A 22,533-nucleotide genomic window follows, 5' to 3' on the forward strand; every position below is an offset into this window, starting at 1 on the left:
ATACAAAGTATTGGCCTATGGCTAAATGACCCAATGGTTGTATGACACAGGAAGGCACTGCTGTTTAAGCATAAATTATTACATTTACGCAGTTAAAACACTGGCAAATATCATGATACAACGCATTCAAAGTCTATACCTGCTGCTGGCCGCCGGCGCCGGCACTGCTACCTGGTTTTTGAACTTATGGAAGGCTAAGCTCAGCAATAACACCGAAAGTTATTTTAACGCCCAATCCAGCTTCCTGGTATTTGTTCTTTACATGCTGATTGTACTGCTGGCCCTGATCTGTATTTTCCTGTACAAGAACCGTAAGCTACAGTTCCGCCTAACGGTGATCAATATACTTTTTGCCGTTGCCGCTATTATCCTGCAATATTTTAAAGTGCAGGACCATGCCAATACGCTGGTAAGCTCCGGCGTAAGCATTATTTCCGCTACCTATTTACCCGGCGCCTTTTTACCGGTGCTCATATTAATATTCCTGTTCCTGGCCGCCCGGGGTATTTATAAGGATGAAAAGCTGATCAAATCCCTTGACCGGCTGCGATAGGCCACCAGCAAAGAATATAATACAACAGCCGGATGAAGATCTCATCCGGCTGTTGTATTTATAGCACTTTAATTGTTTGTTATCTTTTGGTCATTTGCACCCGCACACTGCTTTTATCCGTGATAATGGAATCCAGGATCATTTTTGAAATATAGGGCTGAAAATGTTTGCGGTCCGGGTAGTTGTATACATTATTTGTAATAGCGTTTATACCTGAAAAATCATACAGGTGGCTGCCAAAACAGCGCTGCAGGATGGCCATATCCGCCGGGGCAAATTTCTCCTGGTCATATAAAGGCGCTATTACAATGTAGTAGCTGGTGTTATGTTTCTCAAAGGTCTTTTTCATGCTTAACAGCATCCGTTCTTCTCCTGCTGAGATCTGCTGCGGCCTGTATTGCTGGGTAGCACTTCTTTTATATAAGTACCCGTTTGCTTTCAGGGAATCCATTTTATGTATGAATTTTTCATCGTGCAGCACATCGTCATAAGTAGCAATAATACTATCCGTACAAAAGTGCTTGCAATCATTGGTCACCGGGTCCGATTCCCAGTTAGGGTAGATACCGCCGCTTACCGGCATGCCGCAAAGGATCTTTATCTTATCTGCATTCAACGAGGAAAAAAAGCTCTTATAATGGCTGAGCATATAATCCCTTTCACTCTTTTGGGTTAGCAGGTAATGGTCTGAGGGGTGGCAAGCGCCGTCATTTTCAAAAGTGTTATCCGTATCCAGGTATATAATCACGTTGCTGATGTTATATCCTAAAGTATCCAGCAGCTTTAGCTTTTCATCCATACCGCCAATGCTTTCATTCCAGTTGGCATAATGGAAAAAATGTGCATTCGGGATCTTTTGCTGCAGGTAACAGGCATATACACCGGTGGTACGGCTGCTGCCAAAAATGAAAGAGTTATACTTGGTGTTAGGCGCCTTCAGCAGCTTTTTGGTGGACAGATCGCCTAGCTGCTGAAAGGAGTATTTCCAGGAGTAATTATTATACTGTTTAAAATCAGCATACACATCCCTTTTCATATACAGCAACGTTGGCACCAGTATCAGGATAAAAGGAATAATGCTGAAGGAAAATATTTTTACAATGAACTTGCGCATAACCTAAAACTGAAAATAAATAAATTCTTGTTCCTTACCTCCAAACCAGATGATGGCAAAAATGATGGCATAGTATAAGGCATACCGCAACGGTTTTTTCCACTGCAGGCCAAAATCAGCGATTGCATAGGGCTGCTCCCGGCCCCTCCACTCTATTAATATGAACAGTATTACCAGCAGTATAACGGTGAGCGGTTTTACCTCCGGTATGCTAAACAGCGAAGGTTTAAAGATACCTGCAATGTAGCTGATGGCATGGTGTATATCTGCCGCGCGGAAAAAGATCCAGGCCAGCACCGTTAAACCGAATGTGAGCAGGATGCTGAAAAATTCCCGGAACGTAGGAAAGGTTTTACCCTGTGCTACGGTTTCAAGATTATTACGGTTATTATTGGTAAGCAGCAGCGGTAAAAAGTACACGGCATTTAATGCGCCCCATACAATAAACGTCCATGCGGCGCCATGCCAGAAACCACTTACAATAAAAATAATAAAGGTATTACGCACCTTCATCCAGGTGCCGCCACGGCTGCCACCCAGCGGTATGTACAGGTAATCCCTGAACCAGCTGGAAAGGGAAATATGCCAGCGCCGCCAGAACTCCGCAATATCGCGGGAGAAATACGGGTAAGCAAAGTTCCTTAACAGCTCTATACCAAACAGCCTGGCTGTACCCAGGGCTATATCTGAATAACCGGAAAAGTCGGCATAGATCTGGAAGGTGAAGAACAACGCGCCCAGCACCAGCGTGCTGCCGGAGTAGGTGGCTGAATGGTTGAAGATCTGGTTGGCGTATTCCGCACAGTTATCTGCAATTACAATTTTCTTAAAAAGCCCCCACAGGATCTGCCGTAAACCGTCTACCGCTTTTGCGTAATTGAAATGCCGTTCCCGCTGGATCTGCGGCAGCAGGTGCGTAGCCCTTTCAATAGGACCCGCCACCAGCAGGGGAAAGAAGCTTACGAACAAAGCATAGTCAATAAAATTCTTTTCTGCCTTTATACGGTCTTTATAAATATCTATCACGTAAGAGAGGCCATGGAAGGTGTAGAACGAGATGCCAATGGGCAGTATGATCTTTATGGTCCATGGATTTACGTGTAGCCCTAGCTGCGAGAGCCCATCTGCAAAAGAGGTTACAAAAAAGTTATAGTACTTGAATACGCCCAGGAAACCCAGGTTCACAGAAATACTTAACCAGAACCAGAATTTTTTCATGCCTGCACTGTTGGTATCCGACATTTTTAATCCTGTATAATAATCCAGCAGCGTAGAGAAAATAAGCAGGAACATAAACCGCCAATCCCAGCAGGCATAAAAGAAATAGCTGGCAACCAGCAGCAGGATGTTTTGCAGTTTCAGTTTGTTGTTAGCCAGCCAATAGAGCCCGAATACTATTGGTAAAAAGATGGCAAAATCAATAGAGTTAAATAACATGCAGTTGGGTTATATGGCCGGTGTTAATTACAATTCCTTATCCATGAACAACAGCATCAAATATACATCAGCGGGCTCATTTTTAATAGCACAATAAGCGCTCCTGTTGCGGCGTTGCAATAAAAAAGCACACCATTTGGTGTGCTCATTTAAGTAATACTTATATTAGTTATTACAGGTATTTTCCCGTATAGCTTTCCTTTACTTTCTTTAATCCCGTAGGTACCCCGGCATACAGCAGACTACCGCCACCGGCGCCGCCTTCCGGCCCCAGGTCTATTAACCAGTCGGCACTGCGTATAACATCCAGGTTATGTTCTATCACCAGCACAGTGTGGCCCTGGTCAATGAGGGCATTAAAGGAATTCAGCAGTTTTTTAATGTCGTGGAAATGCAGGCCCGTGGTAGGTTCATCAAAAATGAAAAGGATATGCCCCTGTGCACGGCCTTTGCCCAGGAAGGAAGCCAGCTTTACACGCTGCGCTTCGCCGCCGCTCAGGGTATCGCTGCTTTGTCCCAGCTTTACGTATCCCAAACCCACATCGCTTAAGGGGCGTATTTTGTTGCACACATCTTTTTCATCTTTAAAAAAGTCCAGCGCTTCATCTACTCCCATTTCCAGCACATCATAAATGCTTTTGCCTTTATAGTTCACTTCCAGCACTTCATCCTTAAAGCGTTTACCACCGCAGCTTTCACAGGTCAGATGCACATCTGCCAGGAACTGCATTTCTACAATCACCTCTCCTTCTCCCTTACAGGCATCACAACGGCCGCCATCCACGTTAAAGGAAAAATGTTTGGCCTGGAAACCGCGCATTTTGCTCAGCGGCTGTTTGGAGAACAGGTCGCGGATCTCATCATACGCCTTTATATAGGTAACCGGGTTAGAGCGGGATGATTTACCGATCGGGTTCTGATCTATCATCTCTATCTGGGTAACATCATCTACCGCGCCTTTTAACGCCCGGTGCTGCCCTACCCTTTCTGCAAACTCGCCTTTCAGCTTCATAAGGGCCGGGTACAGGATCTGCTTTACCAATGTGGTTTTACCTGAGCCGCTTACGCCGCTCACCACACATAGCACCTGCAAAGGAAAGTCTACGGAAATATTCTTAAGGTTATGCTGCCGGCAGCCTTCCAGGGTAATAGCCTTTTTCCATTTACGTACATGCGTGGGCGGCTCTATGGTAAGGGCGCCGCTCAGGTACTTACCGGTAAGGCTGTTGGGATCTTTCAGCATGGTGGGATAATCGCCGGCAAAGATCACTTCCCCACCCAGGTGGCTGGCCAGCGGGCCCATATCTATAATGTAATCCGCTTCCTCCATCATCTGCTCATCATGCTCCACTACTACCACGGTGTTACCCAGGTTACGCAGCTCTTTCAGCACGCCTATCAGGCGGTGCGTATCGCGGGCATGCAGGCCAATACTGGGTTCATCCAGTATGTATAATGAGTTGGTAAGGTTGCTCCCCAGGGAGCGGGTAAGCTGTATGCGCTGGCTTTCACCGCCGCTGAGCGTATTGGCTACGCGGTTCATGGTAAGGTAGCCCAAACCTACATCCAGCAAGGTTTTAATGCGGTGGTGCACTTCTATCAGGATCCGTTTGGCCACCTGCTGATCGTACTCGCTGAGGGTCAGCTCATCAAACCACTGCTTCAGGTCCGTTACCGGCATATCTACCAGGTCGGCAATATTTTTACCGCCTATTTTCACATACAGCGCTTCTTTACGCAGCCTGCCGCCGCCACATTCATGGCATACGGTACGGCCCCGGTAGCGCGCCTGCAGCACACGGTATTGCACCTTGTACAGGTTCTGCTCCACCATTTTAAAGAACTCGTTGATGCCGTAAAAATGCTCGTTACCGGTCCAAAGTAGTTTTTGCTGCTCATCAGACAGTTCTGCAATAGGCTTATGTACGGGGAAGTTGAATTTACGGGATGCTTTAATGAGCGTTTCTTTATACTCACCCATTTTTTCCCCTCGCCAGGGTGCAATACCGCCTTCATACACGCTTAAGCGCTTATCCGGTATTACCAGGTCGGGGTCTATGCCCAGCACCTGTCCAAAACCTTCACACACCGGGCAAGCGCCGTATGGGTTGTTAAAGGAGAATAAGTTGGGCACCGGCTCCTCAAACTGCACACCATCCAGCTCAAAACGGCTGGAGAAATGCTGGTGCCGGCTACCGTCGATCTCTATCAGGCAATCGCCTTCGCTTTCATAGAATGCTGTTTGCACACTGTCTGCAAGGCGGTGTTTATCATCTTCATCAAAATCCTTTGCCACCACGCGGTCTATCAGCACATAGGTATTTTCGTTGATGGCGGGTTTCTTTTCCTCCAGCAGCTCCTCAATACGCTGCATTTGCCCGCCGTCCTTACCACTCATATACAGGCGGGAAAAACCTTTCTGCATCAGGATGTTCAGCTCCTCCTTTACATCGCGTTTGGCATGCCGCCGGAAAGGTACCAGGATCTGTACTTTAGCGCCGGCAGGCAGTTTGGTAATGAAGTCCACCACATCGCTCACCTCATGCTTTTTAACCAGCTGGCCGGATACGGGCGAATACGTTTTACCAATACGTGCAAACAACAAACGCAGGTAATCATAGATCTCCGTCATAGACCCCACGGTACTGCGGGGCGTGCGGGTGATCACCTTTTGTTCAATAGCAATGGCCGGACAAATACCTTTGATATAGTCCACATCCGGTTTGTTCATACGCATCAGGAACTGCCGGGCGTAGGAGCTGAGGCTTTCCGCATAACGGCGCTGCCCCTCTGCATACAGGGTGTCCATCGTCAGGGACGACTTACCGGACCCTGATACCCCGGTTACTACTACCAGCTTGCTGCGGGGAATAGCTACGCTTACATTTTTGAGATTATGTACCCGGGCGCCTTTTATGAAAATATGATCTTGTGTGCTAACTGACTGATCATCAATTACTGCTTCCTGTTTCTTAACTTTTGTAGCCATGATTATTGGGCAAATTTCCACGAAAAAGTTGACAATCTGAATAGGTCCACGGTTCAGGGACCAGGCTCACTGTCGGTTGTTATTAAGCAATGTATCCGTTACAGATGCGGGAACGGTTCTGTGAAAAAGGGTTCCGCCAAATGTATCTCCGAAAGTAAGATTTTCTGATGAAAGTTAAGGTAACAGATACCACCGCCTTGTTCCGCTTAGCGTTTGTTTTACATTTTTTGAACTTTTGCCGGCGCCCTGACGTATATACTATCATACCATCTGAATTTGCGGTTGCCGGCTTTACCAATATGGGGTACAATTCCCCATATTAGATATTATTCGTATAGCCGCAAATGAGCGCGGACAGCGGGGTGACAGGAACGAATAAAGCTGATAATGTTGAAGTTACGCTTTTTAGCCCGGGCGGGGCAGGGCTAACCGTTGCTGGCAGGCAAATACAGCGGGTTAAATGTATCGATGAATTCCCGGTGAAATTTATTTTGGAGAAGTTGTTTTTATAAACTATTCAATTATATTTGCATCCAGACGAACACCTATACCCTTTAGACAGAACAGCGAATTTTAACAAAAAAAACATCCAAATTATAGCATAAACTCTACTCAAACAAACACCTACAGACTGTTAGGTTCGTATTATTTACTCACCCGTCTATTAGTAGAAAGTTTATGCAAGTAATGTATAAATTAAGCGATGAACAATTGATTACCCTTTTCAAAAAGGGGCACACCTCTGCATTGGAGGAATTAGTGCAACGGCATAAGGATAAGCTGTTTACTTCAATCGTATTACTCGTAAAAGATCCCTTCCTAGCTGAAGACATTTTCCAGGATACCTTTATTAAGATTATTGATACGATCCGCGCGGAACGTTATACGGAGAAAGGTAAGTTCCTTCCCTGGGCTATGCGTATTGCACACAACCTGTGTGTGGACCATTTCCGGAAGATCAAGCGGACACCTGTTATTAAGACCGGCGATGATAAAGACATCTTTAATGTGCTGGGCTTCAGCGACAGCTGTGCCGAGGACAAGATGATCACACGCCAGAGCCATGACCGGGTACGTAAGATGCTGGATATGCTGCCGGAAGAGCAACGGGAGGTAATTATCCTGCGGCACTACGCTGAATTAAGTTTCAAAGAAATTGCAGACCTCACGCAAGTGAGCATCAATACCGCATTAGGCCGTATGCGTTACGGTCTGATCAATCTCCGGAAGATGATGACGGAGAAGCAGATTTGTTTGTAATAATCCCTTTTTTGCTTGCCATCAACGGGCGGCCGGCGAAAGTCCGACCGCTCGTTCATTTTTAAGCAGTTAGCTATTGGCGATTAGCTGTTAGCAGTGGACAGTTAGCAGCTGGCAGACTTTGGCGGGCTGCCAGGTTTATAGAGTGCCCATGGGGCTTTTCAGGGATTTAATTTTTTTGAGTATGCCGCCCTAGCATACCGCCTTAACTAAGTACACCTCAACTACAACTACAATTACAACAACTACAGCTGCAACTTAATTATTTGCATCTGCACCTATCCTGCATATTTTCTGATATATACTTTCACCCACCATCATTGCAACCTTAGTTACTTGCATCCTGCCTGCTTTACGCAATTATAGCAACCGCACTTCGTCAAGTGCAATTACAAATAATTTGCACCGCTATCTATTCTTTCCCTATGCAATCATAGCAACCGTACGGCCTATTTTGTACCACCATCTATTCATCTCATATACTTTCTACTAATTGCAACTTTAACTACCTGGCACCTACCTTACACTTCCGTCAACCACAATCACAGGCTTAATTTTCCCCACACTACCTCCATTACTGCTAACTGCTAATAGCCAACAGCTAACTGCTAAATGCTAACATTTCTCATACACCACAGCCGCCCCCTGCCCTACGCCCACACACATAGTGGCCAGCCCATAACGTGCTGCCGGTCTGCGTTTCAGCTCATGTAGCAAGGTAGTGGTAATACGTGCGCCACTGCAGCCAAGCGGATGCCCGATGGCAATAGAGCCGCCGTTCACATTCACCTTTGCAGGATCCAGGCCCAGGTCGCGGATACAGGCCAGGGACTGGGAGGCAAATGCTTCATTCAATTCTGCCAGGTCCAGCTGCGCCGCGGTTAAGCCGGCGCGCTGCAAAGCTTTGGTAGTAGCCGGTACAGGGCCAATGCCCATAATGGAAGGGTCTACCCCTGCAATGGCCATGGACTTTATTTGTACGATGGGTGTGAGCCCAAAGCGTTTTAAGGCGCTTTCAGAAACGATCATCACCATAGAAGCGCCGTCGTTAATACCGGACGAGTTACCTGCCGTTACCGTGCCATCCTTTGCAAATGCAGGTTTCAGGGCGGCCAGCTTTTCCAGGAAGGTTTCCCGGGGCGGTTCGTCTTTGGAAAACACTACGCGCTCCTCCTTATTGGGCGTGATCTCCACGGGAATGATCTCCGCCTCCCACCTGCCGGCAGTAAAGGCCTCTTTATATTTTTGCTGGCTGTTAAAGGCAAACAGGTCCTGCTGCTCCCGGCTAATGTTCCATTGCCGGGCTACATTCTCCGCAGTTTCGCCCATGGAATAAGGGTAATACATTTCCACCAGCTTTTTATTGGTAAAGCGCCAGCCAATGGTGCTGTCATGTACTTCAGCGCTGCGGCTAAAGGGGCTGTCTGCCTTGGCCATTACAAAAGGTGCGCGGGTCATGCTTTCCACGCCACCAGCCAGGTATACCTCGCCCTCCCCGCACATCACGGCGCGGGCAGCATCCATAATAGCCTGCAATCCGCTGGCACACAGGCGGTTCACGGTATTGCCAGCCACTGTTACCGGCAAGCCAGCCAGCAAAGCAGCCATACGGGCCACATTGCGGTTATCTTCCCCGGCCTGGTTAGCATCACCGGCAATTACATCTTCAATGGCTGCGGGATCTATACCGGGATTGCGGACCAGGAGGGAACGGATCATGAGCGCCAGCATATCATCCGGCCGTACGGTCTTCAGCGCCCCGCCATAACGGCCAATGGGCGTGCGTACCGCATCTACTATATAAGCAGCTTGCATATTTTTCAAAATTGAGGTGTGAATATATGAAATCTGGCGGACTGCGTCCGCCGTCCATGGTCGATGGTCCATGGTCCATGGCCTACTGCGTATAGTTGATGTACGTGGTTTATGGTTATAGGTCTCAAAGCCTTCACTTATTATCCCTTCTCCAGGCCATGTTCTAACCCCACCCAACAACGGTCTTTCCTGCAGCACCTCATCTCCGCACCATGCTATGGACCATCGACCATGGACTAAAGTCCACGGGCCCCCTTGTACTATCCCGTTGTCTGTAATCCGTCAACTACGCACAGCTACAGTGGCCCGTAGCCCCCCACCCGTGGACTGTCAACTATTTTCACTACCTTTGCAGCTTCTTTCCGACTGCCGTAAGGCAGACATTAACTTGAGAATATGAAATCTGATAAGAAAAACATCCGGCACCTCAGCTTACCTGCTATACAGGAATACTTTAACACAATTGGAGAAAAGCCCTTTCGCGCCAAACAGGTGTATGAGTGGCTGTGGTTAAAGCATGCAGGCAGCTTTGAGGCCATGACCAACCTCTCCAAAACGCTGCGTAGCTCCCTGGAGGAGCATTTTACCCTCCCGGCTTTAAAAATAGATGCTACCCAGCACAGTGAGGACGGCACCATCAAAAACCGCTTCCGCCTGCACGACGGCCACTTAGTAGAGGGCGTACTGATCCCTACCGAAAGCCGGCAAACAGCCTGCGTATCCTCGCAGGTAGGCTGCAGCCTGAGCTGCAAGTTCTGCGCCACCGGTTTCATGGACCGTAAACGCAACCTGGACTTTGATGAGATCTATGATGAGGTAGCCCTGCTGAACCAGCAGTCCCTGGAATCATCCGGCAAAAAACTCACGAACATCGTATATATGGGCATGGGCGAACCCCTGCTCAACTATAAGAATGTACTGCAGTCAATAGAGCGTATTACTGCGGCAGATGGCCTGGCCATGTCGCCTAAACGTATTACTGTATCTACTGCCGGTGTGGCAAAAATGATCAAACAGCTAGGCGATGACCAGGTACGTTTTAACCTGGCCCTATCCCTGCACGCCGCCAATGATAAAAAGCGCAGCGAGATCATGCCCATAAATGAAACCAACAACCTGCAGGGATTAATAGAGGCGCTGAACTATTTCTATAAAGCTACCCAGAGCCAGATCTCTTTTGAATACATCCTTTTCCGCGACTTTAACGATTCCCAGAAGGATGCCGATGAGCTGATCAAGATCTACCGGCAGGTACCGGCAGACCTGATCAACATTATCGAATACAACCCGATCGATAGGGCCCGGTTCCAGAAACCGGATGAGGAAGCAGTGGAAAAATTCATGCAGTACCTGGGCAAGCACCGCGTAAATGCACGCCTGCGCCGCAGCCGGGGCAAAGATATTGATGCCGCCTGCGGACAGCTGGCCAACAAGGGTTAATAATAAAAGCGTTAACAACAGGAGGATCGTGGAAATCATGAGCTTCCGCCAACAGATAGTATGAGAAAAAACAAACCTGCTGCAACAAAAGGCTTCTCTCCCTTTAAAGAGAACATGAGCAGTAACCGTACCGGTGATAAGAACCGTACGCAGTCCGGGGATCGTGAAAGACCCGCCGGTAAAGACTTTAAACGCGGCGGCACCGACCGCCCCACCCGCCCTGCACCCGCACGTGAGGAGGAGAACAAAGCCTTCCGGCCCAAGTTCCAGCGCAGTGGCGAGGACAGGAAAGACAGTGGTGAAAATAAACGTCCGCCCATACGTGTGCGCATCAAGCCCAAAGATGATGACAGCAAAGGCTTTCAGTCGGGAAGCCAGCGCAGTGACGATGACCACGGGGATAAACGCCCGCGCGTTCGTGTACGCACCGCGCCTAAAGATGACGATAAAAAAGGTTTTCAGCCCAGAGCTCAACGTAATGATGGTGACCGCGGGGATAAGCGCCCGTCCGGCCGCGCACATACCGCACCCAAACGGGATGATGGCGACAGCAGCTTCCATGGCGATTTCCAGCGGAGCAGCGACCGTAAAGGCAACCGCCCAACCCGGGAAACACCCAGTGGTTTTAACCGTAAAAAATTCTTTGACCGCACCAACGAACGTTTTGCTGAGAAACAGGCCCGCAAAACCGATCCCACAAAACGTAAACCCGATAACAAAAACATTAGCAAAAGCCGCCAGAACGAGGAAGCACCCGGCAGCAGCGAAGGCATGCCGCTGAACAAGTACATTGCCCACACCGGCCTGTGCTCCCGCCGTAAAGCTGTGGATGTTATTAAAGAAGGTAAGGTAACGGTGAATGATAAACCGGTATTGGAACCTGCCTTTAAGGTAACGGACAAAGACCGGGTAAAGATTGCCAACAAACCTGTAAGCCTGCAAAAGAACCTGGTGTACATTCTGCTGAATAAACCTAAAGGATTTATTACCACCACCGATGATCCGGAAGGCCGCCAGACCGTGATGGAGCTGATCCAGGATGCCACTTCAGAAAGGGTATTTCCCGTAGGCCGCCTGGACCGCAATACCTCCGGCCTGCTGCTGCTTACCAACGATGGTGAGCTGGCCCAGAAGCTGGCGCATCCCAAGCACAACATCAAAAAAATATACCAGGTGGGGTTAGATAAACCCTTAACCAAAGCTCACTTTGACCAGATCATTGCCGGCGTTACGCTGGAAGACGGTGTGGCCCTGGTAGATGCCCTGGGATATGTGGACAGCAAGGACCGATCACAGGTAGGTATAGAGATCCACAGCGGTAAGAACCGTATTGTGCGCCGTATTTTCGAGCACCTGGAATACCAGGTGGAGAAGCTGGATCGTGTGATGTACGCCGGCTTAACCAAAAAGAACGTAAACCGTGGCAGGTGGCGCCTTTTAACGGAAAAAGAAGTGATACTGCTGAAACATTTTAAATAAAGTTGTTAGTGTTGGCGGTTAGTAATTTTGTGCTAACCGCTAACCACTTTTGAATATTATGCGCGTTAACGAACTCCTCATACATATTACGGACGATTTTATGGTGCTCAACAAACCGGCGGGAATGCTTACCATCCCGGACCGGCATGACCAGGAGCTACCTTCCCTGCAAACCCTGCTGAAAAAGGCTTATGGCAATATTTTTACCGTACACCGGCTGGATAAGGATACCAGTGGCCTGATCCTGTTTGCCCGTAATGAGGCCGCGCACCGTTATTTTTCCCAGTTATTTGAATCCCGCGAAGTACGCAAGTTTTACCTGGGCCTGGTTACCGGCCAGCTGGAACCGCCGCAGGGCAGCGTGGATGAGCCCATTATGGAGCACCCGGTGCAAAAGGGTAAAATGGTTACCAACCGCCGGGGCAAGGCTTCCCTTACGGATTACGAGATGCAGGAAGCCTTTGGGCTTTACAGCCTGGTGAAGCTGGAGATCCATACCGGCCGTACCCACCAGATCCGCGTACACATGAAACACCTGGGCCATCCCATAGCTGTGGATGACCTATATGGCGATCCCGCCCCCATTTTATTATCCACTATCAAGAAAAAATACCGTTTAGGTAAGTTCACGGAAGAAGAGCGCCCCCTTATGGCCCGTCTGGCGCTGCATGCCTGGCAGCTGCAATTTAAAGATCAGCAGGGCGTGGCCCACCAGCTGGAAGCCCCCTTGCCAAAGGATCTGCAGGCGGTGTTAAGCCAGTTGAGAAAACATAAGAAGCTGAAAGCGTAAAGCAGAAAGCATAAAGCTAAAGGCCGAACGTGAAACGCTAAAGACAAAAGCGAAGCTGAATGTTGGATACCTAACTGAATGTTTAAGGCTCAAAGTTGGATATTAAGTGCTGAAGGCCGAACGCTAAAAGCTAAACGCTCCCCCTCCCGGTTGGTAAAACGAAAAAACGGGGAAAAATCCCCGTTTCGTAAAAATCAAAAACCAACCATTAAAAATTCTTATCAATAAAAGCCTTGCGGCCCTATTCGTTACGCTTTACTGTTACCGGTTAAAACACGCTCTGCCGCCTATTTGTTCGGCTGCGGAGTGGTTCTCAGGTAAGGCTTAATAATTTTGTGCCCTTTCGGGAACTTCGCCGGAATGTCTTCCGTTTTCACTGCCGGCACTACAATCACATCTTCCCCTTCCTGCCAGTTGGCCGGTGTGGCCACGCTGTACTGGGCTGTCAGCTGCAGGGAATCTATTACCCGCAGCACTTCAAAGAAGTTTCTGCCGGTAGAGGCCGGGTAAGTGATGGTTAATTTCACTTTCTTATCCGGGCCTATTACAAACAGGGAACGTACGGTGAATGTTTCAGAAGCATTCGGGTGTATCATACCATACAGATTGGCCACCGTTTTGTCTTCATCCGCAATGATCGGGAAGTTCACTTCGCAATTCTGCGTTTCGTTAATATCATTGATCCAGCCCAGGTGCTTATCCAGCGGGTCTACGCTCAGGGCCAGCACTTTTACATTGCGCTTGGCAAATTCATCCTTCAAAAGGGCGGTTCTGCCTAGTTCTGTGGTACATACCGGGGTATAATCTGCAGGGTGCGAAAATAAAACGCCCCAGCTATCGCCCAGGTATTCGTAAAAATCGATGTCGCCTTGTGTGGTCTTCGCCTTGAAATTAGGCGCTATGTCTCCTAGTCTTAAACTCATATTACACCTCTTTTATGACTCCAAATGTAATAATTTCCTACAATTTTTATAGACTTTAGGATGGTTTTTGGAAAAAAATTTTCCCTACCCGTTGCGGGGTAGGGAAAGGTGTTAACAAACAACTGAGGGTCAGGGCATTCGGGGCTAACAGTTTCAATGGTATAGGGTTAACAGGGATGAATATGTAGTGTTCAATTGCCGTGTTGTTTCCAGGCGCAATATGCCATGGTGTATTTGAGGTCATCCAGTAAATTGGCTTCCTGGCGGGCCGCTGCTTCGTCAAATTCCAGCTCCAGGTAACCCAGGTACAGCTCATAGCTTTTGCTCAGCAGCAGCATGCACTGGTCTATCTGCTGTTCGGTATGTGCTGTTTCTTTTTCCTTTACCGGTGCGGGTTGCGGGGTTACTTTGCTGATGTAGTAACATTCGCCATCCGTATATTCTACCCAGTTACCACGCTGCTGCAGGCGGGGACGGCTAAGCTGAAAGCTCATATTTTCCAGTACCACGGCTTCCCCATGGGTAGCCTCCAGGTCAATGACCTCCGGTATGTGGCGCATATCTTCCAGGTGCTGTACAATGCTCATTTGTATGCCATCGTTCTGGTGGCCGGAATAGCGCAGTATATCATTCAGCACATCGTAATTAGTTACAAAATCGCAACGGTGCCAGGTACCTTCCTGCTTTATATAACCCCAGAAGGTTAAAAAATTAGACTCATCCAGTATGATCTGGCTGATGGAGATGGCCTGGCATTTGGCGGCGGTGCTTGTATTTTTTACTTTGTTCATAACCCTGATGTTTAATGACAATACAAAGCTATCCGCGCAAAACGCAGGGAATTTGCGTAGCAAAAAAAAATGTGCAGATCTACAGATATCCAGGTGTGCAGATGAGTTTAAGCAATCTTTATTTGCACCGCTGCATATTTGCACATCTGTACAATTACATTATTTTGCGCACCAAAACCCTCTTCATGCCAAAGAATAAAGATGCCCTTTCCCGTTACCGCTGGATAGATGAACGGCTGCGCAACAAGCGCCTGCCCAAGCCTACCCTGGATGTGCTGATTGCCTATGTGTCTGAAAAAATGGATGCATCTATCTCTACACGCACCATACAAAAGGATATACAGGATATGCGCCAGGATCCGGAGCTGAACTATATGGCACCCATCTTATATGAGCGCAGCACCGGTACTTACCGCTATGAAGATGAATCTTACTCCATCAGCAATATACCCATTGAAGAGGCCGACCTGCAGGGGCTGGAAATAGCCATCGGCATCCTGGAACAGTTCCGCAGCCTGCCTGTAATACAGCAGTTTGAGGACGCTATCCTGAAAATAGCCGCCAGCCTGAAAATGAACCGGCAAACGCTGGAACATAAAGGCATGATCAAATTTTCACGCACCGCGCAGTACAAAGGCGCAGAGCATATCCCCGATATTGTAGATGCCATCAAGAACCTGGAGGTGATCCGTATTGCCTACCAGAGCTTTGACCGGAATGAGCCTAAAGAGCATTGGGTAGAGCCGTATCATTTGCGGGAATACCAGCACCGCTTTTACCTGATCGGCAAAAGTCAGAAAGCCAAAGGCGGTACCCTGCTTACGTTTGCGCTGGACCGCATTGTAAAGCTGTGGCCTACCAATACTAATTTTGATGAAAAGAATTTTGATGATGCCAGCTACTACCGCCACGCCATTGGCATTACGGTGCTGGAAGGTGAGCCGCAAAATGTAGTGTTATCCTTTACCCCGCACCAGGGTAAATACATTAAATCACAACCTATTCATACTTCCCAGCAGGTGCTGGAAGATAATGAGAAGGAATGCCGTATATCCCTGAACGTAGTAATTAACCCGGAGCTGCATATGCTGCTGTTAGGTTATGGCGCTAATGTAAAAGTGCTGGCACCACAGGAGCTGGTACAAAAAATGGCGGCCGAAACAGCCGCCATGAAGGAGTTATATAAATAAGCTATGCTTATGATTTCTTAGGCATTACAAAAATGGTATCATCTACCGGCTTGTTCACCTCTACCTTGCTTACACTGATCTTGGTGCCAATGGGCTCCTGGGAAGTAGATGCGGGGTACACGAAACCATTATCTGTTTTCTTATAATCGGATAATACAGTGGTAATATCCATTTCCTGTCCCTGTGCTTTAATATGCGTCTGCATCTGGTCTATGTAATACGTATTGGCATCTACATATAAGATGATCACGCTGCCGTCACGGTTGGTTACCTTTAATTTGTAAGTATCCATTCCGTCTTTGGTTTCCTTGCCTTCCAGCGTTACGGTACGGCCTTTGGCTTTATAATCATACAGCTCGCCGGCCAGGTCCAGGCGGGATTGCATAGCATGCACCATGCTGGAATCCATTACTTTAGGATCCGGTCCCTGCATAGGCATTTGCATCCAGCCGCCGTTGCGGGTTACCACCTGTATGTTGTTGGAGCCCATAACCTCAAACTCCATACGCATGGCCTTATCGTTTACCAGCCACAGCTTCAGGGGTATTTCCATACCGCGTACTTCCATAATTCCTTCTGTATACATGCTTTGCAGGCCTTTCAGTTTATCCTTGCCGCCCATGGCGTCAATGTGCTTGTTTACGATCTCATCTACTGTTTGCGCCTGCAGCCCGCTGCATACTGCTATAACGGCCAGGAACAGGAGGGTTAACATTTTATTTACTCTCATATTATTCGTTTTAGTGGTACACAAATTACACGAATTATGCCAATTCCCACCGGGTAATTATATCTTTAACATATGAGTACTTTCCAGCTTTCAGGCAACCTGATAGATATCCTAAACCAGGAAATATACCCCGCTACCGTACACATCTCACATGGACGTATCCGGCAAATTGTGCGCGATAGCCAGCCTTATGATCAATACCTGCTACCGGGCTTTATTGATGCGCATGTGCACATAGAAAGCGCTATGCTTACCCCGGCGGAATTTGCCCGCCTGGCAGTAGTGCACGGCACCGTAGGCACCATTTCCGACCCGCATGAAATAGCCAATGTATTAGGCGTGGCCGGCGTGAATTACATGATCGCCAACTGCCAGCATACCCCGTTCAAATGCAACTTTGGCGCGCCCTCCTGCGTGCCGGCCACCCCGTTTGAAACAGCCGGCGCAGTGGTAAGCGTACAGGATGTAAAAAACCTGCTGGCACACCCCGAGATCCGCTACCTTTCTGAAATGATGAACTTTCCCGGTGTGCTGCAGCAGCAGCCGGATGTAATGGAAAAAATAGCCGCTGCCCATAAAGCCAGTAAGCCGGTGGATGGCCATGCCCCAGGTCTGCGGGGCGCTGCTGCCAAACAGTATATAGATGCCGGCATCAGCACCGATCATGAATGTTTTACACTGGAAGAAGCGCAGGACAAGCTACAGTACGGCATGCACATCCTGATACGGGAAGGCAGCGCAGCCAAGAACTTTGAAGCGCTGATCCCCCTGCTGCACGACTACCCGGAAAAAATGATGTTCTGCAGCGATGATAAACATCCCGACAGCCTGGTGGAAGGGCATATTAACGTGCTGGTAAAACGTGCGCTGGCAAAGGGTATCGACCTGTTTAAAGTGCTGCGCGCCGCCTGTATAAACCCGGTGCTGCATTATAAAATGGAGGTAGGCCTGTTGCGTGAAGGCGATCCTGCAGACCTTATCATCATTAACAACACCACCGATTTTACTGTAAAGGCTACCTATGTGAATGGCATACAGGTAGCGGCTAACGGCCAAACGCTGATTGAGCCCGTTACCGCCGGCATTATCAATAACTTTGATTGCCGCCCGCAGCATGTGGAAGATTTTCGTATACCCGCCAACGGTACCAGCGCAGCTGTAAATGTAATTGAAGCGCTGGACGGGCAGCTGATCACCAATAACATTACCGCCACCCTGCCCGTGCAAAACGGCGCCCTGCACAGCGATCCCTCACAGGATGTGCTGAAGATGGTGGTGGTGAACCGCTATTTTCCGGCGCCGGCAGCAGCAGGTTTTATCCGCAGCTTTGGATTTACCAAAGGCGCTATTGCATCTTCCGTAGCGCACGACAGCCATAACATTATTGCCGTTGGGGTAGATGATGAAAGTATTTGCGCCGCAGTAAATGCCGTGATCCGTGAAAAAGGTGGTATTAGTGTAGTAAATGGTATGGAGATAGATGTATTGCCCCTCCCGGTAGCCGGCTTAATGAGCCACCTGGATGGCTACGAAGTAGCGGCCCGGTACAGTCATCTCGATAAAGCGGCCAAAGCCCTGGGCAGCCCGCTGGCCGCACCTTTCATGACCCTCTCTTTTATGGCGCTGCTAGTAATACCACACTTAAAGCTCAGCGATAAAGGCCTGTTTAATGGAGATACCTTCACCTTTACTTCTGTGATTAAATAAAAAGTAAAAAAGCAAAAATTAAAAAGGGCGCGAAGATCTCCGTGCCCTTTTTAATTTTTACCTTTTGCTTTTTTACTTAAGATTGCCACAGCGCTCCCCCCACACTATCCCGCTGCGCACCCGTTACGGAGGATAGTACATTCGGCTCCTGCCGCCAGCGCAAAGTACCTATCAGCGCCATTATCAGCGCCTCTTTATAATTTACTGTCTGGGCATCCGGCACTACTACCGTTACATTATAAGGTTGTAATTGTTCCTGGATCTGTTTTACCAGAAATCCATTAAAAGCGCCGCCGCCGGTGATGAGCATCTTCTGCTCTCCTTCCGCTGCCCCTTGCTGCTTTTGCAGCTGTGCTACTGCATGGGCTACCTGCACGGCTATATGCTGCGTATAGGTGTTAAGCTTACCCTGTATGGAAATGCGCGTGTTCTTTATTAATGGCAGCACTGTATCTGTACCAAAATCATTGGCCAGTGATTTTGGCCAGGGCAATGTATAATAAGGCAGCTCATTTAATGCGGCCAGTAAATGTTTATCCGTAATGCCACCGGCTGCCAGCGCACCGTTTTCATCGTAAGCGCGTCCCAGCTCGCCGGCCAGGGCATTCAGCACCCGGTTGGCAGGGCAAATATCAAAAGCTGTAAACTCGCTTTCCAGGTTAGCGGATACATTGGCAATACCGCCCAGGTTTAACCAGTACTGGTAACCCGGCAGCAGCAGTTGTTCGCCAACAGGTACTATGGGCGCGCCCTGCCCGCCCAGGGCTACATCCATGGCACGCAGATCGCTGATCACCGGCAGGCCGGTAACAGCAGCTATAGCAGCGCCTTCGCCCAGCTGCGCCGTCATTTTCTGTGCCGGCATATGAAACGTGGTATGCCCGTGAGAGGCTATGAAGTGTACTTTATGTTCCAGCCCATGCTGCGCTATAAACTGTTTTATTTTTTCTCCTATGTAATGGCCATAACGGCTGTGCAGCAGCAGGTATTCGCCTGCAGGCAGGCCCGTAGCGCCGCTCAGCTGCTCCACCCACTCCGGCTCATACGCCAGGCAGTCTGCCGCCTGAATGGTGTACTCCCACTTGCCGCGTACTTCGGCCAGCTCCACAAAAGCAATATCCAGCCCGTCCAGCGAACTACCCGACATAATGCCAATTACATGATATACCATGCTCAAAAAATTTTCATCAAAGATAATATGGAATTTGACCTCATTGATGCATCCTCTTAGCAGATCAAAACAAATCACTATGCAAAAATATTTTTCCCTGTTGCTGCTGGCCTGTTTTACTGCCCTGACAGTCAATGCACAAACCCGTGAGATCAAAGGTATTGTGCAGGAAGCAGGCTCCCATAAACCGCTTGCCGGGGTTACCATCCAGGTAAAAGCAGGTAAGCCATCCGTACAAAGTGATGCTGCGGGCGGCTTCCGGCTGCAGATCCCAACCGGCCCCGTAGTGCTGCAGCTGCGTTATAGCGGTTATCAAACCCAGGAAGTAGTAATAAAACCCAACGCAGGTAAGGTGCTGATCCTGCTGCAGCCATTAACCCTGGCTGATTCCACGGCGCGGGTATTTAAGCTGGAGGAAAAGAAGCGGGTACGGGCTGCGCAAAGTGTGCAGGCAAAGGCCGCAAGGGGTTTGGTGGAATATGAGACAAACGCTGATATGGCTATGTCGTACGCCGCTCCTATGCCACAGGGCGTTTACAAAGATTATAACACAGAAGATTACAGCCCTATTAATGAAAATGATTTTCATACCGCTACGGATCAGCCGCTCAGCACCTTTTCCATTGATGTGGACCGTGCTGCCTACAGCAACATCCGCCGGTTCCTGAACAACGGGCAAATGCCACCTGCCGATGCCGTGCGGGTAGAAGAAATGATCAATTATTTTGATTACCAGTACAAAGCTCCCGGCAGTGCAGACCCCGTAGCTATTTATACGGATATGGCTATATGTCCCTGGAACACCGCACATCAGCTGGTACGCATTGGCCTGAAAGGCAGAACTGTTACGGCCGATAAGGTACCGCCCTCTAACCTGGTGTTCCTGATAGATGTTTCCGGCTCTATGGAAGATGCCAACAAGCTGCCCCTGGTAAAACAGGCATTAAAAACACTGGTGCAGCAGCTGCGCCCTGCAGATAAAGTAGCCATTGCCGTATATGCAGGCGCTGCCGGCCTGGTGCTGCCCGCTACACCCGGCAGTGAAAAAACCACCATCCTGGATGCGCTGGATCAATTGCAGGCCGGTGGCTCCACTGCCGGTGGGGAAGGTATTCTGCTGGCTTATAAAACCGCTGCCGCCAACTTTATGAAAGAAGGTAATAACCGCGTGATCATAGCCACAGACGGCGATTTCAACGTAGGCCCTTCCAGCGACGGCGAGCTGCAGCGCATTATAGAAAAAGAGCGGGATAAAGGCATTTTCCTGTCTGTGCTAGGCTTTGGTATGGGTAATTATAAAGATAATAAGCTGGAGCTGCTGGCCGATAAAGGCAACGGCAACTACGCCTACATAGATAATTTTGAAGAAGCCCGCCGCACCTTTGTAACGGAATTTGGCGGTACCCTGTTCACCATTGCCAAAGATGTAAAGCTGCAGATAGAGTTTAATCCCAAATACGTGCAGTCATACCGGTTAGTAGGGTACGAAAACCGCCTGCTGCAGAACGAAGATTTTAATAACGATAAAAAAGATGCGGGCGATATGGGCGCCGGCCACACTGTAACCGCCCTGTACGAGATAGTACCCTCCGGCGCTAAAACAGATGCCGTTAGCTGGGTGGATCCGCTGAAGTATCAGCAACGAGCGGTGATCAGCAACCCGGCAAACGAAGTGCTGACCGTAAAACTGCGCTATAAAAGGCCCGCCGACAGTCAAAGCCAGCTAATGACCAAAGTGCTGCCCTACCAGGTACAGGCCATTACCGCCGCCCCTATAGATTTTCGTATGTGCGCTGCAGTAGCTGAGTTTGGGCAGCTGCTCCGTAACTCCGCCCATAAAGGGCAGGCCAGCTATGAGCAGGTGCTTTCCCTGGCTAAGGATGCCCGGGGCGATGATCCGGAAGGTTACCGCGCTGAATTTTTACAGCTGGTAAAAAAGGCCGCCCTGCTGCAACCGGGCAGCCAGGCTTCCCGGGAATAGCGGCCGGCCTTTCCCGTTGTTGTTTTCCCGCAGGGGAGTAACCCAAAAGAATGTAAAATGTAAAAGTAAAATGCCGCGAACATGGGTCTGTACCCGGTATCGTGGCATTTTACTTTTAGGGTTATCTCGTTCATAACGTTTTTTCAACGGTCTGTATGAACCTCCTTCGCCGGTTTGAAGTTTTGCAGTTATAATTTTACATTCCTTTTAGTTCATCCATTTTTCCCTATTCCAATTGCTGTGATACTGGTACCCTTCCCTCCTAAAAAGGCCCCGTAATTGCTGCGACATTGCTGCGCAACTCCTCCCCCCTACATAAAACCCTACCCTTTTCCTGCATCATAATATAATGATATCACCTAATGTTATTTCCATTGGCCTTCCCGGGCTCCCCGTCTGCACTGCATTTGCTTTTTCATGTTAAAAAAACCTTTTCCCTTCGCCTTTCCTGTGTTTTTTGGTATTTTGCCCCCCAAACGGCTAGTAATGATAATTAATCTGAGTGAGACTAATTCGCTGGTGGGAGAATGGCTTAGCGAGATCAGAAGTATGGACATCCAAACAGACCGCATGCGTTTCCGTCGTAATATGGAACGCCTGGGCGAAGTGGCTGCCTACGAGATCAGCAAAACGTTGGAGTACGAGGAAAAAGAGATCCAGACCCCACTGGGCATTGCCAACTGCCGGGTATTGAAGGAGCAGCCGGTGCTGGCCACCATTTTGCGGGCCGGTTTGGCGCTGCACCAGGGATTACTGCATTATTACGATAAAGCCGATCATGCCTTTATATCTGCCTACCGCAAACATAAAACAGACGGTTCTTTTGATATTAGCCTGGAATATGTGTCCAGCCCCTCTATTGACGGGCAGGTGGTTATCCTCTCCGATCCTATGCTGGCTACCGGGGCTTCCCTGGTAAAAACCATTGAGCACCTGGAGGATATAGGCAAACCTAAACACATTCACCTGGTAGTAGCTATTGCCTGCACTGTTGGTATAGAATACGTACAACGCCATGCCAGTCCCAATCTTAGCATATGGGCAGGGGATATTGACGACGAGCTTACCGCCAAAGGATACATTGTTCCCGGCCTTGGAGATGCCGGTGATCTGGCCTTTGGTAACAAACTGCAGCAGTAAAACGTTCTATATTATATGAATTA

The 22,533-nt window shown here is 48.8% G+C and carries 17 protein-coding genes; 9 read left to right on the forward strand and 8 right to left on the reverse strand.

All coding sequences use genetic code 11. From position 1 onward, the window contains the following. Positions 1–112 precede the first annotated feature (112 nt). Positions 113–553, forward strand: a complete 441-nt coding sequence (locus tag BMZ54_RS29680; protein WP_162277703.1) for a DUF4293 domain-containing protein — start codon at positions 113–115, stop codon at positions 551–553. Between the two features lie 79 nt (positions 554–632). Here the strand turns inward: BMZ54_RS29680 and BMZ54_RS29685 are convergent, their stop codons facing one another. The 3 genes from BMZ54_RS29685 to uvrA form a co-directional block, all read right to left on the reverse strand. After that, positions 633–1,667 (reverse strand): hypothetical protein, encoded by a 1,035-nt coding sequence (locus BMZ54_RS29685; protein WP_089920400.1) that lies wholly within the window; start codon positions 1,665–1,667, stop codon positions 633–635. Between the two features lie 3 nt (positions 1,668–1,670). Next, a complete protein-coding gene (locus BMZ54_RS29690; RefSeq protein WP_089920402.1) occupies positions 1,671–3,104 on the reverse strand; it encodes an MBOAT family O-acyltransferase in 1,434 nt (477 codons plus the stop codon). A 172-nt stretch (positions 3,105–3,276) separates the two neighbouring features. After that, positions 3,277–6,093: an excinuclease ABC subunit UvrA gene (uvrA, locus tag BMZ54_RS29695; RefSeq protein WP_089920404.1), complete on the reverse strand. Its 2,817-nt coding sequence runs from the start codon at positions 6,091–6,093 to the stop codon at positions 3,277–3,279. 678 nt (positions 6,094–6,771) lie between these two features. Between uvrA and BMZ54_RS29705 the strand changes: the two genes are divergently transcribed. Further along, entirely contained in the window at positions 6,772–7,353 is a 582-nt protein-coding gene (locus BMZ54_RS29705; protein WP_238386724.1) for an RNA polymerase sigma factor, read from the forward strand. Positions 7,354–7,968: 615 nt separating this feature from the next. Here BMZ54_RS29705 and BMZ54_RS29710 read toward each other — a convergent pair. Then, a complete protein-coding gene (locus tag BMZ54_RS29710) occupies positions 7,969–9,168 on the reverse strand; it encodes an acetyl-CoA C-acyltransferase (RefSeq protein WP_089920410.1) in 1,200 nt (399 codons plus the stop codon). A 396-nt stretch (positions 9,169–9,564) separates the two neighbouring features. Here BMZ54_RS29710 and rlmN point away from each other — a divergent pair, with 396 nt between their 5' ends. Genes rlmN through BMZ54_RS29725 form a run of 3 tightly spaced genes read left to right on the forward strand, consistent with a single transcriptional unit; the run spans position 9,565 to position 12,877 of the window. Continuing rightward, positions 9,565–10,608: a dual-specificity RNA methyltransferase RlmN gene (gene rlmN / locus BMZ54_RS29715; RefSeq protein WP_089920413.1), complete on the forward strand. Its 1,044-nt coding sequence runs from the start codon at positions 9,565–9,567 to the stop codon at positions 10,606–10,608. Positions 10,609–10,668: 60 nt separating this feature from the next. Next, the gene (locus tag BMZ54_RS33405; protein WP_089920415.1) at positions 10,669–12,087 is read left to right on the forward strand and encodes a pseudouridine synthase; all 1,419 of its coding nucleotides are present in this window, start codon (positions 10,669–10,671) and stop codon (positions 12,085–12,087) included. A gap of 58 nt (positions 12,088–12,145) precedes the next feature. After that, complete coding sequence (locus BMZ54_RS29725; protein WP_089920417.1) at positions 12,146–12,877, forward strand: RluA family pseudouridine synthase; 732 nt, start codon at positions 12,146–12,148, stop codon at positions 12,875–12,877. 287 nt (positions 12,878–13,164) lie between these two features. Here BMZ54_RS29725 and BMZ54_RS29730 read toward each other — a convergent pair whose 3' ends face one another. Both BMZ54_RS29730 and BMZ54_RS29735 read right to left on the reverse strand, forming a co-directional pair. Continuing rightward, positions 13,165–13,800 carry a peroxiredoxin gene (locus BMZ54_RS29730; RefSeq protein WP_089920419.1) on the reverse strand — a complete coding sequence of 212 codons (636 nt, stop codon included), beginning with the start codon at positions 13,798–13,800 and terminating at the stop codon, positions 13,165–13,167. Positions 13,801–13,991: 191 nt separating this feature from the next. Then, entirely contained in the window at positions 13,992–14,591 is a 600-nt protein-coding gene (locus BMZ54_RS29735) for a hypothetical protein (protein WP_089920421.1), read from the reverse strand. A gap of 185 nt (positions 14,592–14,776) precedes the next feature. Here BMZ54_RS29735 and BMZ54_RS29740 point away from each other — a divergent pair, with 185 nt between their 5' ends. After that, entirely contained in the window at positions 14,777–15,781 is a 1,005-nt protein-coding gene (locus BMZ54_RS29740; protein WP_162277704.1) for a helix-turn-helix transcriptional regulator, read from the forward strand. 7 nt (positions 15,782–15,788) lie between these two features. Here the strand turns inward: BMZ54_RS29740 and BMZ54_RS29745 are convergent, their stop codons facing one another. Then, positions 15,789–16,511 carry a LolA-like protein gene (locus tag BMZ54_RS29745; protein WP_089920425.1) on the reverse strand — a complete coding sequence of 241 codons (723 nt, stop codon included), beginning with the start codon at positions 16,509–16,511 and terminating at the stop codon, positions 15,789–15,791. Between the two features lie 72 nt (positions 16,512–16,583). Here BMZ54_RS29745 and ade point away from each other — a divergent pair, with 72 nt between their 5' ends. Further along, the gene (gene ade, locus BMZ54_RS29750) at positions 16,584–18,218 is read left to right on the forward strand and encodes an adenine deaminase (protein WP_089920427.1); all 1,635 of its coding nucleotides are present in this window, start codon (positions 16,584–16,586) and stop codon (positions 18,216–18,218) included. Positions 18,219–18,294: 76 nt separating this feature from the next. Here ade and BMZ54_RS29755 read toward each other — a convergent pair whose 3' ends face one another. Continuing rightward, the gene (locus tag BMZ54_RS29755; protein ID WP_089920429.1) at positions 18,295–19,389 is read right to left on the reverse strand and encodes an anhydro-N-acetylmuramic acid kinase; all 1,095 of its coding nucleotides are present in this window, start codon (positions 19,387–19,389) and stop codon (positions 18,295–18,297) included. A gap of 79 nt (positions 19,390–19,468) precedes the next feature. On the opposite strand from BMZ54_RS29755, the gene BMZ54_RS29760 reads away from it, so the two are divergent. Both BMZ54_RS29760 and upp read left to right on the forward strand, forming a co-directional pair. Next, a complete protein-coding gene (locus BMZ54_RS29760; protein ID WP_089920431.1) occupies positions 19,469–21,370 on the forward strand; it encodes a YfbK domain-containing protein in 1,902 nt (633 codons plus the stop codon). A 486-nt stretch (positions 21,371–21,856) separates the two neighbouring features. Next, complete coding sequence (gene upp / locus BMZ54_RS29765) at positions 21,857–22,510, forward strand: uracil phosphoribosyltransferase (protein ID WP_089920524.1); 654 nt, start codon at positions 21,857–21,859, stop codon at positions 22,508–22,510. The last annotated feature ends 23 nt before the right edge of the window (positions 22,511–22,533 follow it).

Source organism: Chitinophaga rupis, assembly GCF_900109685.1.
Classification (GTDB): domain Bacteria; phylum Bacteroidota; class Bacteroidia; order Chitinophagales; family Chitinophagaceae; genus Chitinophaga; species Chitinophaga rupis.

Coding starts and splice junctions, on each gene's coding strand:
- BMZ54_RS29680 (WP_162277703.1), top strand. CDS start 113: ATGATACAACGCATTCAAAGTCTATACCTGCTGCTGGCCGCCGGCGCC.
- BMZ54_RS29685 (WP_089920400.1), bottom strand. CDS start 1,667: ATGCGCAAGTTCATTGTAAAAATATTTTCCTTCAGCATTATTCCTTTT.
- BMZ54_RS29690 (WP_089920402.1), bottom strand. CDS start 3,104: ATGTTATTTAACTCTATTGATTTTGCCATCTTTTTACCAATAGTATTC.
- uvrA (WP_089920404.1), bottom strand. CDS start 6,093: ATGGCTACAAAAGTTAAGAAACAGGAAGCAGTAATTGATGATCAGTCA.
- BMZ54_RS29705 (WP_238386724.1), top strand. CDS start 6,772: ATGCAAGTAATGTATAAATTAAGCGATGAACAATTGATTACCCTTTTC.
- BMZ54_RS29710 (WP_089920410.1), bottom strand. CDS start 9,168: ATGCAAGCTGCTTATATAGTAGATGCGGTACGCACGCCCATTGGCCGT.
- rlmN (WP_089920413.1), top strand. CDS start 9,565: ATGAAATCTGATAAGAAAAACATCCGGCACCTCAGCTTACCTGCTATA.
- BMZ54_RS33405 (WP_089920415.1), top strand. CDS start 10,669: ATGAGAAAAAACAAACCTGCTGCAACAAAAGGCTTCTCTCCCTTTAAA.
- BMZ54_RS29725 (WP_089920417.1), top strand. CDS start 12,146: ATGCGCGTTAACGAACTCCTCATACATATTACGGACGATTTTATGGTG.
- BMZ54_RS29730 (WP_089920419.1), bottom strand. CDS start 13,800: ATGAGTTTAAGACTAGGAGACATAGCGCCTAATTTCAAGGCGAAGACC.
- BMZ54_RS29735 (WP_089920421.1), bottom strand. CDS start 14,591: ATGAACAAAGTAAAAAATACAAGCACCGCCGCCAAATGCCAGGCCATC.
- BMZ54_RS29740 (WP_162277704.1), top strand. CDS start 14,777: ATGCCAAAGAATAAAGATGCCCTTTCCCGTTACCGCTGGATAGATGAA.
- BMZ54_RS29745 (WP_089920425.1), bottom strand. CDS start 16,511: ATGAGAGTAAATAAAATGTTAACCCTCCTGTTCCTGGCCGTTATAGCA.
- ade (WP_089920427.1), top strand. CDS start 16,584: ATGAGTACTTTCCAGCTTTCAGGCAACCTGATAGATATCCTAAACCAG.
- BMZ54_RS29755 (WP_089920429.1), bottom strand. CDS start 19,389: ATGGTATATCATGTAATTGGCATTATGTCGGGTAGTTCGCTGGACGGG.
- BMZ54_RS29760 (WP_089920431.1), top strand. CDS start 19,469: ATGCAAAAATATTTTTCCCTGTTGCTGCTGGCCTGTTTTACTGCCCTG.
- upp (WP_089920524.1), top strand. CDS start 21,857: ATGATAATTAATCTGAGTGAGACTAATTCGCTGGTGGGAGAATGGCTT.